Genomic DNA, 17655 nt, shown 5'->3' on the forward strand with positions numbered 1-17655 from the left:
GTGAGCCGTTACCCCACCAACTAGCTAATGCGCCGCAGGCCCATCTCCTTGTAGCAGGTTGCTCCGCCTTTCATCCTCCGTCCATGTGAACAAAGGAATTATCCGGTATTAGCTACCGTTTCCGGTAGTTATCCCAGTCAAAGAGGTAGGTTGCCTACGTGTTACTCACCCGTCCGCCGCTAAGTTAATCCGGAGCAAGCTCCTTCATAACTCCGCTCGACTTGCATGTATTAGGCACGCCGCCAGCGTTCGTCCTGAGCCAGGATCAAACTCTCCAAATTGGTATTTAGAAAGAGCGATTGCTCAATTTGAAACATCTGACGAGAATTTACATTCTCTAATTTTTGGATCTCACTTACGTGATTTCCATACTCACTCGTTGTTCAGTTTTCAAAGATCAAGCTCGTTGTCAGTGCCGATTATCTCGTCACCAGCAACTCTTATAATATATCATGTTTGATTTAGAAACGCAAGCTTTTTTTGAACCAACTTTTCAGCCACTTCTTATTTACTTGGGTGCGCTCTAACAACGCTTACCTATAATACCCCACATCAATATAAAAAAGCAACCCCTTAAACAAAAAAAGATAACCGGCTTAAATATTAAGCGGGTTATCTTAGGGTAATCATCATTCTACAGGATTAGTAGATCTTAGCTGCTGTATATTTGCTCGACGCTTTGGTGAAGCCTGTTTCTTTGTTCTTACCCAAACCGGCGTCCACTGTCGTATCGATCGTTACCCATTTGCCGTTAAGCAATACTTCATTCCAGGCATGGTATACAGATACATAACTCGTATTGCCCATTACCAGCTTCGTCGGAATCCCTTCACTGCGGAGCATGGTGGCGAACAAAGATGCATAATCGTAGCAAATCCCTTTCTTACTAGCAAGTGTGTTATCGTTGTTCGGGATATAATCCTGCGTAACATTAGCTGCTAAGGTGTAGTCGTACTTTACATTCGCCACGATGTAATTATAGATAGCTTGTACCTTTGCTTCATCAGTGGTCAGCCCTTGCGTGAGCTGCTTGGCTTTCAGTACTGCTTTATCGGAAGAATTCCATTTCACATTCTGTACGGAACTCAAATATACGGCGTTGGTGTTGCTCATGCTCAGGTCTACGGTTTCGGAAGAAAGCACTTTATATTTGTTGCCGCTGGTGTTCTCTAAGACTGACACTTTATAAGCGCCATTCCCCTGCTGTAGTGGAAACGTTTCTGTAGATTTGGAGGCATATAAGTTATAAGAGTAGCTCTTATTGTCTTTGGTAATCATGAGCTTGATACGTTTGTCTTTGGGAACATCATAGGAAACTTGGACAACCCCTTGGCTCAATTGCGATGTATTTAACCAGCCCGACTCTACGCCGGAAGCATTAGCTGTGCTTACTTGAACTGAAGTAACCAGGACGAACAAGGTCAAGAACATATAATAGAACTTCTTCATGGATAAAACCCCTTTCGGTAGCTGGCTGCCATCCATACCCGGGAAGGCCCTTTAGCTTTGCGTCCCTACCTTTCGATAGGTTTGCCGTTATCGTTTAAGCTTTATCTGTTCCTACTACTATTGGAATATACTAGATTCATCTTAAGAACAAACAAAAAAAGCCTCTTCATTCGGTAGCTGGCTGCCATCCTTACAGGGAAGGCCCTTTAGCTTTGCGTCCCTACCTTTCGATAGGTTTGCCGTTATCGTGTTTAGCTTTTATAGTTATATAGTATCATATTAATGCCTAGTTACAAGACCTAAATCACTAGATTTCTACTTCATTCATTTAAATTTTTATAATTTTCGCATGGATAATCAACCGATGGGTCGGATTTACCAAAGGATCACATGTAATGAGGGTAAGGATTTTATCTTGTTTATTCCCGTTCAGTACAGACACATCCGTAGGCTCAACAATCGAGATATCATAAACCTCATATTCATACTCCTGATCGCTTGTCTTGACGGAAATGGTATCTCCGACCTTCACTTCGTTCAGTCTGTTGAATAATCTCCCTGCAGTTCTGGATCTGTGTGCAGCTATGGCAGCATTGCCTATTTCACCGATTGGAGCGGTTTCCTTCATATGGGCTGCGGCATGCTTCATGTTGGCTTTGGTCGCCCCTTCCAATATGGGCAATTCCAAATCGATTTTGTCGATTGTGATAATTCCGGTTACTTTACCGCCGACCTCTATTTCCTGCTCTGCCGGTTCGGTAGCCTGCGCCTGTTCATCTCCAGCTGATTCTTCTGCCAGCAGTGCAGTGACCTCGGCGTAATGCTTTTTCAGATCGGGCTCTGACGAAGGGGCTAGCTCACTATAAGCCTGTTCAGCCTCCTTCAGCAGCTTCTCTTGCTGCCGGTCGTTATACCATTCGCTCGCTTTTGGATACAGCATAACTAGAACTCCTGCAATGATAATCAAATAGGAAAACTTACGCATCAAATCCCCCCGATCTTTAAGATAAAGAAACTCCACGGCCCAACATCTTACTTAAAATACCCATTTACGGCTGCCAAAGAAATTGATGATGACGGTAACAAACGTAACCAGTACTTTGGAAATCAGCACCTGAACTTCAAATTTGTCCGTTAGCAGATGCATCAGCAGCACTGATATCCCCAATACAACCAGGTTCAGTATGATGAATCGGATTAATTGCATACGGTCAAAACTGTCCTTGCTAGTCTGACTCTTATCCTTAAAGGTCACCTTCTTGTTCCAAAAGAAACTGTTCGCTGTCCCTGCGCTATAAGAAATAATCTGTGCCGGGGTATTCATCATACCCAGAGAATGCAGCAAGGTAAATACGGCGAAATCAATCAGCGTATTCAGTAAGCCTACAGCATTGAATTTTAAAAACTGGACAAATCCCGCATTCAGCTTCCTATCTGACATAATCATTGTCCTCTTGCCGCTCCTCATGCTCTCCACCCCGGTAACCCTTGGTCTCACGCACGATATACAGCGGTCTATCCTTGGATTCATCATATATCCGTCCAATATATTCACCTATTACGCCAAGCAGCATCAGCACGATGCCGTTAAACAACAAATTGACGCCGACGATGGAAGCCCAGCCCGGAACCGTCCATGAGGTGAAAAAGATTCTCTGGAACAATACAAAGAACAGATACACAAAACTGGAGAAGGAGAGAAAGAAGCCTATATATGAGGCTATCTTCAGCGGCTTATGTGAAAATGAGGTGATGCCGTCAACCGCAAACCGGATCATTTTCTTCAACGGGTATTTGGTTTCACCTGCAAAACGTTCCTCCCGCACATATTCCACCATCGTCTGCCGGAAGCCGACCCAGCTTACTAAACCTCTGACATAGCGGTTTTTCTCTTTGAGACCGCGCAGCACATCGCATACTTTACGGTCGATGAGCCGGAAGTCGCCTGTATCGGTTGGAATCTCCACACTGGTCATGCTGCTGAGCAGACGGTAAAAGAGCTTGGCGGTCACTTTTTTGAAAATAGTCTCCCCATGCCGTTTCAGCCGTTTGGCGTAAACTACCTCATAGCCCTCTTTCCACTTGGCAATCATCTGCAAAATGACCTCGGGCGGATCTTGAAGATCCGCGTCAATCACCACGACAGCCTGGCCTTGCGCATAGTCCATTCCGGCCGTAATCGCGACCTGATGACCGAAGTTACGGGAGAAGTCAATCAGCTTAACATGCTCGTCGCTGCTGCTGATTCCACTCATGATCTCAGCTGTGCGATCCCGGCTCCCGTCATTGACGAAGATCAGTTCATAGGTATCACCGCATTCGTCCATGACTTTCTTAAGCCGCTCATACGTATATTGAATAACTTCTTCCTCATTGTACATGGGGACAATTACACTGTATCTGGCATTCACCTTTGTTCCTCCTAAAAGTTTTGTAGCATTACGCCTCCCTTCCTAGAATACCCAGGAAGGGAACCAGCGCAGCACATCCGTCACATATTCTTTGTCAACCACCATTCCCGACAATACCGGATAGAACAGTACAAAAAGCAGGGCTGCGACAGCCACGTATGCATACCGGATGTACCTAGCCTCCCGGTATTTGCTGTCCAGCAGCCTCATGATATATACAATAGCAAGAATCATGAACGGTACCATCGCAAAATAATGGTATAGGAACGTCTCACGCGGTACAAGCATCCAAGGGACATACTGCGAGAAAAAGCCGATCCAGATCATATACATGCTTTTGTCTTTCCGTTTTATGGTAACCCATACCGTAGCCAGCATCGCGAAGATCCCGGTCCACCAGATTAGCGGATTGCCTATGGTGACTATGCTGCTTACCTTGCCTTCCGGCAATCCTTCGCCGCCGCTGAAGAACCATACCGGCCTTTTCATAAACGGCCATTCCCACCAGGAGGAAGCAAACGGATGCGTGGCGACAAGCTGGCTGTGGTAGTTATACATATTCTTTTGCGCATCGATCAAGCCTTTTACAGTAAACCCGTCGGCTGTTACGGACAGCACAGGGATAAAGGACAGGCTATAGATCACGGCAGGAATAACTACAAAGAATACAACACAGCTGGCCAGCGTAACGATGGTGTTCTTCCAGAAGGAACTATCTGCCGTCCGGCAGGCGTCCTTGAGCTCCTGGTCACTTAATTTGCCTTCTGCCAGCACACGCCCAGCGGCCTTATGTTCCCTATAGCGTTCAAATAAGGCAAGCGCCAGCATAATGGCCAGCCCGGCTCCTCCATAGAGCACAATCCATTTGGAGGCGACGCCGATGCCGAAGAACAATCCGGACCAGAACAGCGGGACGAGTGTCTTGCGCAGCGGAACACGGTAGAAATTCATCATGAAATACCGCTGCATGAAATAGAACATTAACATGATGAAGAATACGCCGTATACATCAATTGTAGAAATCCGCGTCTGCGTGAAATGCATGAAATCCAGTGCGAACAGTCCCGCGGCAAGGGCGGCGTAAATGCTCTTTTTGAACAAACGCAGCGCCATGATATAGATTAGCGGCAACATAGCGATTCCGAACAAGGTACCGATAATCCGCCAGCCGAACGGATTAACACCGAATACCTCCATGCCGATAGCAATCAGAAGCTTGCCGAGCGGCGGGTGGGTATTCTCATAAGGGACGATGCCATGCGTGTATTCATAAGCTGTCCGTGCATGGTAAATCTCATCAAAATAGGTGCTGTTCATGAAACCGGTATTTTCAGGTATGATTGACTGTTCGTCAAACAGGTTGGAGGGGACGCCTCTTTTTGGCGCTGCACCGGCATCCGGGGTGACACTTGTAACCGGAAGCGGAGTTTTTCCGCCCCCCTGCTCGTAGAAGGCCATTTCATTTAAAGTAAAACCCGGTGAAGTCACTGTAAGTTTCACGTATCTTGCCGCAACGTTCAGCGGCTGGCTTTTCCAGATGAATACATTGCCGACATCCTCATTCACATCGAGCGGACTGCTCCAGGCATCCGGCGTCTGGCTGAATTCGAGTTTGAATTTACCGGTCCCGACACCTCCAAATACGTTGACACGCTCCAACTGGCGGCTCTGGCCCAGGTCGACATAATAGCTTTCGCCGCTGGCAGCTGGTTCCCATAAGGTTTCGGGAGCTTTTGATGAGCCCAAGTGGTAAAGAGCCAGGGCTGCGTAGATGGCAGTAATAGCCAGCATCCAGATCCAGTCTTTACGCTGCAGTCTGAACCTGGATTTCTTACCCGGCTGCGGAAGCGGACGAAGCTCCCCGGCGAGTTTCATATCAGCTTCATACTTCTCTGCAGGGGCAGAAGGCAGCGGAAGCAGCTTCGTTTCGTTACGGATATACACCGAATACCCAATGTACAGCATATATAACAACAAAGCGAGATTGGCAATCGACGTAACCAGAACTATTCCGTCCGAAGGCGGATTATTTCCGGCGTTCAGATGGGCAAGCGTGTAGCCTACATTAATGTATTGCGTCAGCGAAAATCCGAGAAACAACGTCAGAAAACGGCGGTCCCGGCTTTCAATATAAGCGAACAGCGAGAGAATAAGAACCGGATACATGTAACGCTCATGCATTTTGGTTCCGAGTACAAACATAATGACAATCAGCACCATGCCGATGAAGAAAGATTTGGACAGCTCCTTGCGGTCCCGCTTGAAGGAATAATAAGCCGCCACGGCTACCGCTGCCAGGATGCAGACATAACCCCAGACTCGGTATGTAATCCCAAGCCATGTAAAATCGAGCGGGGACCACATCGGGTCAGTCAGTGCATAGAGATTAAACGCATTAACCGTAGAGTACGGATAGGAAGACAGCGTGCTCTTATACAGATCAATAAGCGCATCTAACCCGCCGTTATTCCAGAAGAATGGTGCCGCCAGCAAGGCAAAGATCCCAAGTCCGTAAAGAGCCCCCACCGCAAGCTGCTTCCAGGCCCGGTGATGATAGAAGGCAAACAGCAGGACTGGTGTGAAGATAAGTGCCTGCGGTTTGATCAGCGTGGCCAAGGCAAAAAATATCGCTGCACGCACAAAGGCCTTATCGGAGACCCCGGCAATGCTAAGCAGCAGGAACACTAAAAAGAACGAATCTGCCTGTCCCCAGGCAGCAGAATCCATCAGCACCGCCGGATTAAACAGGAAGAGCAGCGTTAAGCCGATTGCCATGCCTGATCCGAGCTTTTTGCGGCCGCCTTTGTAAATCAAATACCCCAGCACCAGATCGGAAAGGACCGCCGGCAGTTTAAAGAGCAGCGTTTCCCCGCCTGAGCCATGCGCCAAGCCGAATAAACCGCGGATCGAGGCCAACAGGTACAATATATATAAATACCCTGGAGGATAGTCTGCAAAATACCCCTCCTCATAGAACTTGCCCGGACCCAAATCCACCATGCGCTGACCCCAGGCTATAAAGGTATTCATGTCATTCTGATAGCCCTGCGCAGTCAGGCCAATCCAGACCCGCAGGATTAAAGCAGCTCCAACGATGAGATAAAGCCATCTTGTATAAATCACATCCGGCTGCTTCAGCAATCTGTCGCTCCTGAAGGCTCTATTATATAGAAAAGCGAAGAACACACTGAATAACGCCGAGATCAGCAGCAGCTTGGCTGGTGATACCTTATGCGGTGTTTCCTCTGCCGGATTGTCACCTCCCTGGGCGGCGGCGCCGCTATCCAGCGAAATGACGCCAGTTCCCTCGGGGGCGGCATCCAGCTGTTCTACAGCCAAATCATCAAAATAAGCTTTGCCCTGAATCAAATTGGCGTATCCGCCAAGGGCTGCACCTATACCAAGTTCGGTCTGCTCTTTCCCGGTCTGACCGATAAACTCAAGATACTGCCAGTCTCCGGCAGTATCCGTTGTAGCAGGATACCCGCTGCCGATGCCGACCGGGAATATATTAGCCCCCAGCCCCTGGCCTGCGGCGCTGGCGATTTTGACAAACCCCGAGATCTTGTAATAGCTGTCTGGAGCAACGCTTATGTTCTGCACCCATTTCAGATGGTTCGGTTCAAGATTCTCAATGACTGCGGCTTTACTGCCGGAATGAACCTCCTCAGACTGGACCGACAATACGCCGGAGCCGTCTCCGGATATCCATGCATCCTTGGTCCAGCTGGAGGGTGCACCCTCCTCCCCATCTTCAAAGCCTGGATTCTGCAATAAGTTTCCTTCTGCATAGATGCTTGTTGCCGGAAGCACAAACAATAACAGCATCAAAACAATGATAGCAGCCGCGCGTGTATTTTTGATCATCGTTCCAACCTCACCTCGTCAATGTTAATCCAGCCGTTCCCGCCGGTTATGAAAATCTCTGCCCGATCTCCCTGATTTAGAGCAACAGGCGGCAGTGTAATCTGATGGTATTCATCTCCCTTGGTCAGCTCTGCTTCAGCCTGCACGATACCGTTCACCCGCAAGCCGATCCTTCCACCCTCGCCGCCGGCACTGACCATGGCTGCCAGCTTGTATTCCCCCGGCTCTGTTGGTGCTGCAAAAGCCTGCACGACACTTTTGTCACCACCGGCATCAAGATAGGCAAGATAAGTTCCGGCACCCGGGTTATTGCTGGCAACCCCCGTTCCCTCTGAAAAACTCCAGCCTGCGGCCCCCTCTTCAAAACCACCGTTTGAAAACTCCTTATCCGCTGTTGTGTCCAGGGGCGTTCCCCCGTCTGCATACTCTTTAACAAGAAGAACACTATAATTAGCAAAATGCTTGACCGTCCCCTCTCCTGCCACGGCTTCAGGGAGGGGGGTTCCATTCCTGAAGAGGTATGCCGAATTCCCAGTCACAACATCCGGTTTGCCGAACCTGTATCTGCCAAAAGCAGATACCTGCTGAAACGCCGCCCCCGGATTGGCATAGACAACAGATTCCAGAAAATCATGCGGATTGATTCTTTCGTAAAACAGCACAAAGATATAAGGCATATTGATTTCGTCCGTAATGTAGACGTCTTCTGTACTGTGTTCAGATGCATATTGTATCGCCTCACCCAGCGAATCATAAAACGCCGGACCGATACGCCCGGGGAAATCACGGAAATATGCATTCGTGAATGACCCGAACAAAATGGTGAAAGTAAGAGCAGACAGGATACCTGCAATTTTTATTTTTTGGTATAGCCATGTAAAACCAGCTGCAACCAGCAGGATCAACGGATAAAAGATAATGTTGATCCGGTTGATATTCACAGTCGTGATAAAGCTCATGAGTACGGCAAGGGAGAGCCACAGCAGCACAACCGCATGCGGGATACCCTCGCGGCCGCGTGTCCGCAGCGCATGAATCATCACAAGAAGGCCAGCTATAGCAAAAGGCAAAGCGATCGGGTAAGCATAGCCATACGGTGAGATTGAATTCCACGGCAGGCCGTCGCTTCCGCTGAGTAGTATTTTGCCAAAAGCACTAAAATTGTCTGCAGCGGTCTGCAGCAGCTGTCCGCTGAATACGGAAGAGACCTCTTCTACACGCGGCATAGTTAATTTGGGAATAGAAAAGAATGGAGTCGCTATCCCCTGCTGTTCATAGCGGTTGATAACTACAAATAAAAATATGGGAAGGGCCAGCAGGATAAATAGTGCCCCGTTCCACAATAATGTCCGTAATTTTAGCGCTCTACTATACAATAGAAGAAGTGCGGTGCCTAAGGCAAATAAAGGTACAAAAAAGTAGGCTGTTCCGTATGCATAAAGCGACAGGGCAAGCATGATTGTAAAACCGTAAGTCCATTTGGCGCTGCGGAAGGATTTCAGCCCAAAATATACCGCAATACATACCAGGGTAGGCAGCAGGTTGGACTCCAGTGCCCATCTCGACATCATAATATGCCAAGGATTAATCGCGATAAAAGACATGGCGGCAAGACCCGCCACTTTTGATGGGAACAGCTGCCTCATAATTAAATAGAAAAATAGCATGCCCAGCAGCCCCATCACGATACTTACCGCCCGCACAGACAGTGGTGTCAGACCGAACAGCAGGAGAAAAGGCAGCGATAAATAGGCATAAAGTGCATTTTGCCCGCTGCCCCAGGAAATGAGATGAATGGGCAGATGAACGCCGTTCCGGTCTATCCCATAATGGAGGATAGCATAAGCATCATAGCCTATGGATGCTTCATCCTGGTTAAGTCCCGGAGGGATACTCCCTATGTATATCACCCGCACGATGGCCCCCAGCAGGAAGATCAGCAATGGCCAAGGGTTGTTCCTCCAGGAGCTGTACGCTCTATTAACAATGCCGGACAACATTAATCACCTCTTCAACAATATAATCTAAATGCCGGTTGAAGAAAAGACCGGGACCGGTTGATGTCCCTGGCCGAAACTGTAAGATACAGGTGCATTGATTCTTGTTCTGCTATAGCAAAACGGCCCCTTCATCACTGAAGGAGCCGTAATATTCGGGTTTATATTAAAAGTAAACTTAGCCTTGGCTGCCGATCAACACGTAGCGCAGCACAATTAGAACGGCAAGCACCCACATCATCCAGTGGATATCGTATTTTTTCTTGCCGGCCAGATTGGCTACACAAGCCAAGATTACATAGGTAACAATCCCGAACGAAATGCCGTTGGCAATGTTGTAAGTGAATGGCATGATGACGAAAGTCAGGAAGGCTGGAATAGCATAAACCATATCCTGAAAGTCGATCTCGCGAATCGATTGCGCCATAAGCACGCCGACCACAATCAATGCCGCTGCCGTAGCGGAACCAGGAATTAGCGCAACCACCGGAGCAAGGAACAGAGCAAGCAAGAAGCAAACACCGGTTGTTACAGCAGTCAGACCTGTCCGGCCGCCTTCAGCAACCCCGGCAGCACTTTCTACATAAGCAGTAGTTGTGGAAGTACCCAGCATCGCACCACCGGCAACAGCAACCGCATCAACAAACATCGCATTGCCGACACGTCTCTTGCCATCTTCCTTGTCCTTCATAATTCCTGCACGTTCAGCAGTACCGACAAGCGTGCCAAAGGTATCAAACAATTCTACGAACGTAAAGGTGGCAATGGCGGAAACAATACCGGTGTGCATAATGCCTTCCCAGTCAAATTCCCAAAAATTCAGCTGTGTGAAATCAGGAACCCAAGGCGTCTGTGGATTGTTCAGCGAGCTGAAATCAACTGCACCCATGAGGATGGCGACAACGGTAGTTCCCAGAATTCCGAACAAAATCGCGCCGCGGACTTGCAGCACCATCAGAATAGAAATCAGCAGCAAGCCGATGATGACCAGCTGGACATTGGTATTTTCAAGGCTGCCCATATGAATAACAGTTTCGAAGGACAAAACATCAGTGAACTTGTTAGCAGCAATGTCGCTGCCGGCTTCAACGCCGATAGTCATAAGACCGCTGTTCTTCAATCCGATAATGGTAATAAACATCCCGATCCCCACGGTAATGGCATGCTTCAGATTGTCAGGGATGGCTGTGAGTAATATTTGCCGCACCCTCGTTACCGTCAGCAGGATGAAGATGATACCGGAAATGAATACGGCAGTCAGACCCATCTGCCAGGTAAATTCATGTTCAGTTGTAGCCGAGGATAAAACCACGGATGCGAAATATGCATTAAGGCCCATACCAGGCGCCAGAGCTACCGGGAAATTAATGAAAAGTCCCATGGCAATTGTAAAAATACCAGCTGCCAGCGCTGTAGCCAGAAACACGGAATACCAGCCCATGTCAATCCGCCCAAAAGCCGTCAAAGTCCCGGGATTAACCGAGAGAATGTAAGCCATTGCCATGAATGTGGTCAGACCGGCCATAATCTCTGTGCGTACTGTGGTGCCGTTTTCTTTCAACTTGAAAAAGCGATTCAAATTGTTCTCCCCCTAAGATCTATGTGAGTGTCTCGCGTGCAACAGAAAAGCCGGTATCTTGGTAGACACCGGCCCGAAAAAAGAGGATTCACCTGCCTGTCTTCAGCGCAAAGGCCAAAGATGTCCGGGAACTCGCTCTTCTTAATCGTAGCCAGGTCATTACGGTGACCTTGTAGAGACTTTCGGGCCGATTCCCGAAATTATACGAATATTTATGTTGCTCAACGCTTTATCATTTTAGGTGTACATCACATAAGTTGTCAATGGCAAATACGAACAATACGCGTTATATTTTTAATATTGTTCGTAAATCAAACATTTTCATGACAAAATCTGCAGGAATGGTTAATCTGGAACCTCACTCATAGGATACGGGCGGTATTTCTCTGGCTCACTGCAGGAGATGATGGAGCATCCGTCAAAAGTGCTGGTTTTGCCATCATAAAGACAAGTAAAGCGCCAAACATTGCTTACGGTTTGCTCCTTGGCATCAAAAAAGGATTCAAGGATATCCCATTGCAGAACCTTATTCCCTGAATCATGCCAGCCGCGAAACCACTCCTGACATTCGAGAATGCCGGAGTATTCTGCCCCATCGCATTCTTCTATTCTGACCTCCGCCTCCGTTCTCCATTCATTCGTTAATGTCTGCGTGCAATTGCATGCTATCATTTTACCACCTGACACGAAATTCATTTTCTTACATTAAACAAAAAAAAGCCGGAAACACCCTGTTAAAATGGTGTTCCGGCTCTGGATATACTCTTATTCAACTGATTGCTATTCCCATTCAATTGTTGCAGGCGGTTTCGAGGTAATATCATAAACGATGCGGTTCACGTTATCCACTTCGTTGACGATCCGCACGGAGATCTTCTCCAGCACATCCCACGGGATACGCGCCCAGTCGGCGGTCATACCGTCGATGGAAGTTACTGCACGGATGCCCACGGTGTAGGAATAAGTGCGCTCGTCTCCCATAACCCCGACACTCTTCATGTTAGGAAGTGCAGTGAAATACTGCCAAATCTCCTGATCCAAACCGGCCTTGATGATTTCCTCGCGCAGGATGTAATCGGAGTCGCGGACAATCGTCAGCTTCTCTTCGGTCACTTCGCCCAATACGCGGATAGCAAGTCCAGGACCCGGGAATGGCTGTCGCCAGACGATGGCACGCGGCATGCCCAGCTCTTCTCCCAGTTTGCGGACCTCATCCTTGAACAGCGTGTTCAAAGGCTCGATCAGGCTGAACTTCATGTCTTCCGGCAATCCGCCGACATTGTGATGCGATTTGATAGTCTGTGCTGTTGCTGTTCCGCTCTCCACAATATCCGTGTACAGTGTACCTTGGGCGAGGAATGCGAAGTCACCCAGCTTGGCCGATTCTTCGTCAAAGCAATAGATAAACTCGTTGCCGATGATTTTACGTTTTTGTTCGGGATCAGATACACCGGCCAGCTTGCCCAGGAATCGCTCGCGGGCATCGATCTTCACGACATGAATATCGAACTTGCCGACGAATGTCTCCATTACACTCTCTGCTTCGCCTTTGCGCAGCAGGCCGTGGTCAATAAACATACAGGTCAATTGATCGCCGATGGCCCGGTGAATCAGCATGGCCACAACGGAGGAATCCACACCGCCGCTGAGTGCGCAAAGCACCTTCTTGTCCCCGACTTTAGCACGGATATCCTTAATGGCATCGTCAATGAACGATTCCATCGTCCATTTGCCCTCACAGCCGCAGATCTCGTACAGGAAGTTCGAAATCATCTCATTGCCGCTTACGGAATGGCGAACCTCCGGATGGAACTGAACAGCGAAGAATTTTCGGGCAGCATGGCTCATTGCGGCAATCGGCGCACTTTCCGTACCGGCATCCAGATTAAATCCGGACGGAAGCTCCACTACATGGTCGCCGTGGCTCATCCATACCATCTGTTTGCTCTCAAGCCCTGCTGCAAGCACAGCTCCCGCTTCGAAATCGACATCAGCTTTGCCGTATTCGCGTTTGGCTGCACGTTCCACCTTGCCGCCGAGCTGGTGAGCCATGAGCTGCATGCCGTAGCAGATGCCGAAAATTGGCAGTCCCAAATCATAAATAGCCGGATCCAGATGTGGTGCGTCCTCAGCATACACACTGCTTGGTCCTCCGGAGAATACGATCCCCTTCGGCGAAAGTGCTTTGATCTTCTCAATTGGCGTATTGTACGGCAGAAGCTCGCTGTATACCCCCAGGTCCCGAATTCTGCGCGCGATAAGTTGATTATACTGTCCCCCGAAATCGAGAACGACGATCATTTCATTTGGCTTGTTCATTACGTGCCTCCCTTGATTATTGGATTCATTATACTCATGGATAAATCTCATCGTCAAGGAAAGGAGGACACGTATCTCTTACGCTTTTGGCGCAGTTCATCCGGCCGCTTGAACGATCTGAGGATAGCGGAAAAGACTTATGGCATCTTTTGGTCAAGGTATCCGCTTCCATGCGGCCCGTAAGGATTTATTGCCCAGCCGGTGCCTGCCAGAAAGCCTCAGGTCAGGCGAAAAATGATGAGCAGGCAGCGGCTGATAAAGCCTGCGGCCTCCGCAGCGGCTGCATCCGGCGGTGGCGGCGCCGGGCCGGGACGCGGCGTGGCACGCTGAGCCTGTGCCGTACCGCTGTACGCCAGGGTTTCCCACTGGCGGACGAACCCCCGGACGGCGGCGCGCAGCCCCGCGTCCTCTATATTCAGGGAGGCAGCGTACTCCCTGGCCGTCACACCGGGCAGCGGCGGGCCGTACCGCGCCGCCAGCCCGTGCCAGGCCAGAGCGGCGGCGCGCAGCTGCCGCTCGCGGCTCACGCTGCCGGCGCGGCGCGCCGCCGGCAGCAGAGCCAGGCTGCGCCGCCAGCGCCAGGCGGCGGCGAGCACAATCGCCGCCACAGCAGCGGGCGGCGCGGGGTTCCCGCCTGCCAGCGGCAGGGCGGGCAGGATGTCCGCGCCGGCAGCTGCGGACGCGGGGGTTCCCTGCGGCGCAGATGCAGCCGCAGCGGGGGCCGCCGCCGGACCTGCTGCGGCGAGGGCAGCGCCGGGGGTGGGATCAAACGGGATCCAGCCGGCGCCGGGGAAATAGACCTCCACCCAGGCATGGGCATCGCCTTGGGTAACGGCATAACGCTGCGGCGAGGAATCGGCCTCCGGTGTCCCCGGTCCATAGCCCTGGACATAACGGGCCGGAATGCCGCTGCTCCGCAGCAGCACCGTCATCGCCGTGGCGAAATGCACGCAGTAGCCCTGCTTCGTCGTGAAGATGAAATCATCGGCGAAGTCGGCGCCGGCCGGCGGAATCCTAGTCTGCAGGCTGTAAGAGTAGCCGCTCTGCAAATAATTGCGTACAGCAGCAACGGCATCATAGCGGCTTACGGCAGAAGCTGTGAGCCGCTGTGCCAATGCGGCGACCCGCTCCGGCATTGCCGCGGGAAGCTGCAAATAACTATCGGCAATGGACTCTGGATCCTCGCTGCCCAGAACGCGCAGCACAGCCGGATCACTCTCCGGCAACAGAGAGCTCACTGTATACCCGGCAATCTTCGCAGAGCTTGCCGTCTCGGGCAGGCGGAAGCTATTCTTCTCCCGGTTCGCCAGCACATAGCCTAGCCGGCTGCCGTCCGCCAGCCTCACCTGTTCCACGTTCACCACGGTTCCGGCACTGAACAGCGGCAGGTTGCCGGAGGAAGGCACGGCAAACTGGATTTCCTGTACCAATGTCTGATCTTCGTTATTAGCGAATACCGGCAAGTCCCCGGCAGGCAAGCTCGTTAAACTAAGCGGGATGTATGCCGTCCCTTCCCTGATCCAGCGGCGGCCATCATAATAAGCTGAGCTTTCTCCTCTCCAGTAAGCCGTGCGGCTGGATGTGACCGTAAATACGGCTTTTGTACTGGGGGATAGCGCTGCCCCAAGCTCACCTTTGCCCGAACCGTAACCTGTAGTTCCTGCCTCAAGCCGGATTTCCTCCTCCGTCTGCCGCTGAACTTGTCCAGTCGCCCATTCCTGTAATTGGTTAAATACCGGCTTCAGGGTAATAGGTACAGCCGGCTGCGTTCCATACAGCTGGCCGCCTATCCAGGATGCTGCCGTCAGCAGCATTGCTCCTGCGAGAGCAGAACCTCCCCAGCGGACATAGGGAAGACTAACCCGGCCGGTTCGCTCCTTCAGGCGCAGCAGCCCGCTCATGCCCTGCATCCACAGAATCAGTCCCGCAGAGACCAGCACTTCGCCGGTTGTCTTTACCCCAAATCCTATATCCAGCATCAGAAGATAACATACAGTCACAGCTGCGAACAGAGCCGTGCTTCCTCTGTACAGCGCAAGCTGCTGCACGGAAGAAACCAGCAAACCCCAGCCCAATATCAGAATCAACAGCCGGCTGTGTTCACTTAGCTGCGAAATCTGTCCCGTGAACAACAGGACCGCGTCCTCCGGAATTCCTGCAACATAAGGGCCAAATTGCGCTATTCCTTCACTGCTGGCGCAGGTGTATAGCCAAGTCAGAGCAATCAGAATAGACCGGATACTGAGCTGCAGCAATCCCGGGAGCCTAAAGCAGCCCCATAGCAGCAGTGCCGCAGCAGAGAGCATCAGAATTTCGAGCAACTCCGCAGTAGGGGGCAAAGTTGTGGATCTGTGCAGCGGAAGCAGCCATGCCATAAACAAACCCATAATGGCCAAAGAGAACAGCAAACGATAATGCAGGGGGATGTCCTCCCTGTTATCGGTATAACTGTTCTCAGCTTGTCCATCCACCGCCTGCGGTTTAACCGTCACTGCCGGTTTGCCGAACGGCCCTTCGTCCTTCCAGGTGCTGGAAGAATCAGCCGATATTCCGGCAGTCCCCCGATATCTACCGTTCTGTCCGTTTCCCCGGAGATTCATGGAATTCCGCCCCCTTGTACCCGTATGACAGAGAGGAATTCTCCAGACAGTAGATTCGCGCTCCAAGCCGCTCCAGACTGCCCCTTACCGTCCCGGTATTACGCTGTGTGCCATTCCCCGGCCATTCTTTCATCTCCGTTGAATGCTGCTGATTTACCGGAGCAGGCAGGTCCCACACATAATAAATCTCCACCTGCACGCCCTGTACCAAGAACCGGGCAAGCGTCCGCGCGGATTCCTCCTCCAGCTTTCCTGTGATCACCGTTACCGTCATCCCCGGAATCCAGCTCCGTGAAGCATCTTCCAGCAGGCCGCTCAGGCTTCGGGTACCGTCGGGAGCAATTTCCGTTAGCATATCCTGCACTCTGGCAGGGATTTTGCCGAGTCCCTCATGTCTGGCTATACCTTCCGGCCATCCGCCGCTGAACAGCTGCACATATGTGCCGGAGCGCTCCGTTGCAAGCATCAGGCCCATTGCTGCAGATACGGCTTTTTCGAATGCCGGAGTTGTTGTGCCACGCAGCCCGCGCGGAGTGAGTGCTCCGTAGGGAATCTCATAATTTTCCGGGCTGTTGGCAAGAACGATACAAGCCATCCTGCCCTGTTCACGCACCGGTACCCTGCTCTGCAGCGTTCCCTTGCGGGCGCTGTTCTTCCAGTCAATCCGGCTAAGCGGATCACCCGGGGCATACTCACGGAGATCTGCCGCTTCACTGCCGCTGTCTCTTCCCCTGCCCATGAGCATCATATCCCCGGCCAGCAGGCCGCTCCCCGGTACAGCTGCCCCTACATAGAGCGGTCTGGGAAGCACTTTGAAGCTGTCCTTGAACTCCGGCTTGGTTCCGCCTGTGAACAGCCCCGGCAGATCTCCCCAGCTTATGCTGCAGCTCTGAAGCCGATGAGTTCCCCGGGGGACTTCCTGCAGCTCATAAGAATAAGTGAATTTGCGCCGGAACCCGGGAAACAGTAATTCCTGATGCCGCCGTCCGCCCCAGTAATCGGCAATGATCATCCACGGGAGTGGAATCCGTGAAGAGAAGCTAAGCTGTACTTCTACTGTCAACGTATCTCCGGCTGCCGGATGCAAAGGGGATATACGGCGGACAATCTGCACTTTCCGTGGACCGCAGAGCTGCAGCAGGAGTCCGCCGAACATAAGAATTCCGGCTGCCGACAAGAGGAACAGCAGAGACGCACCTCCGCGCCATGCATATAAAGCACCGATGACTGCCGTTATAGCCAGCATCCGCAGCCATTCACCTAAAACGCTGCGGTTTCGCGGGACAGGCCGGAGCATGTCTCCCGGAGAATCAGACTTCTGCTGCTGCATATTTTTTTCTTGCTCTATTAATGATGAAGAGGACAAGGTGACACCCTTCCTTCGGCGATAGACTAGCTCCGCCCTGCTGCCGCGATCAACGTGGAAGTACTTT

Annotated in this window: 11 protein-coding genes, 1 rRNA gene and 3 riboswitches; all 12 genes read right to left on the minus strand. The window is 51.0% G+C overall.

Annotated elements, in window-relative coordinates; genetic code table 11:
• Window positions 1-281: ribosomal RNA gene (locus tag AC3WT9_RS23285) — 16S ribosomal RNA — on the minus strand; the annotation flags it as partial.
• A gap of 361 nt (window positions 282-642) precedes the next feature.
• Window positions 643-1449 carry a transglutaminase-like domain-containing protein gene (locus AC3WT9_RS23290; protein ID WP_341377225.1) on the minus strand — a complete coding sequence of 269 codons (807 nt, stop codon included), beginning with the start codon at window positions 1447-1449 and terminating at the stop codon, window positions 643-645.
• 13 nt (window positions 1450-1462) lie between these two features.
• Window positions 1463-1545: riboswitch (cyclic di-GMP riboswitch) on the minus strand.
• A 73-nt stretch (window positions 1546-1618) separates the two neighbouring features.
• A riboswitch (cyclic di-GMP riboswitch) is annotated at window positions 1619-1700 on the minus strand.
• 77 nt (window positions 1701-1777) lie between these two features.
• On the minus strand, window positions 1778-2389 hold the full coding sequence (locus AC3WT9_RS23295) for a class D sortase (protein WP_341377224.1): 612 nt from the start codon (window positions 2387-2389) through the stop codon (window positions 1778-1780).
• Between the two features lie 96 nt (window positions 2390-2485).
• Window positions 2486-2890 (minus strand): GtrA family protein, encoded by a 405-nt coding sequence (locus AC3WT9_RS23300; RefSeq protein WP_341377223.1) that lies wholly within the window; start codon window positions 2888-2890, stop codon window positions 2486-2488.
• Window positions 2880-3860, minus strand: a complete 981-nt coding sequence (locus AC3WT9_RS23305) for a glycosyltransferase family 2 protein (RefSeq protein ID WP_341377222.1) — start codon at window positions 3858-3860, stop codon at window positions 2880-2882. Before AC3WT9_RS23305 ends, AC3WT9_RS23300 begins: the two co-directional genes overlap by 11 nt.
• 42 nt (window positions 3861-3902) lie before the next feature.
• Complete coding sequence (locus tag AC3WT9_RS23310; RefSeq protein WP_341377221.1) at window positions 3903-7727, minus strand: phospholipid carrier-dependent glycosyltransferase; 3825 nt, start codon at window positions 7725-7727, stop codon at window positions 3903-3905.
• Complete coding sequence (locus tag AC3WT9_RS23315; RefSeq protein ID WP_341377220.1) at window positions 7724-9727, minus strand: glycosyltransferase family 39 protein; 2004 nt, start codon at window positions 9725-9727, stop codon at window positions 7724-7726. The genes AC3WT9_RS23310 and AC3WT9_RS23315 overlap by 4 nt, the downstream gene beginning before the upstream one ends.
• A gap of 175 nt (window positions 9728-9902) precedes the next feature.
• Entirely contained in the window at window positions 9903-11303 is a 1401-nt protein-coding gene (locus tag AC3WT9_RS23320) for an NCS2 family permease (protein WP_341089655.1), read from the minus strand.
• Window positions 11304-11431: 128 nt separating this feature from the next.
• Window positions 11432-11531: riboswitch (purine riboswitch) on the minus strand.
• 117 nt (window positions 11532-11648) lie between these two features.
• Entirely contained in the window at window positions 11649-11975 is a 327-nt protein-coding gene (locus tag AC3WT9_RS23325; protein ID WP_341089654.1) for a hypothetical protein, read from the minus strand.
• Between the two features lie 108 nt (window positions 11976-12083).
• Window positions 12084-13622, minus strand: coding sequence for a glutamine-hydrolyzing GMP synthase (gene guaA / locus AC3WT9_RS23330; RefSeq protein ID WP_341089653.1), 1539 nt, complete (start codon window positions 13620-13622; stop codon window positions 12084-12086).
• Window positions 13623-13840: 218 nt separating this feature from the next.
• Entirely contained in the window at window positions 13841-16222 is a 2382-nt protein-coding gene (locus AC3WT9_RS23335) for a DUF4129 domain-containing transglutaminase family protein (protein WP_492407970.1), read from the minus strand.
• Entirely contained in the window at window positions 16191-17552 is a 1362-nt protein-coding gene (locus AC3WT9_RS23340) for a DUF58 domain-containing protein (protein WP_492407971.1), read from the minus strand. The genes AC3WT9_RS23335 and AC3WT9_RS23340 overlap by 32 nt, the downstream gene beginning before the upstream one ends.
• Window positions 17553-17655: the final 103 nt, after the last annotated feature.

The organism is Paenibacillus sp. EB106-06-01-XG199 (genome assembly GCF_058791575.1).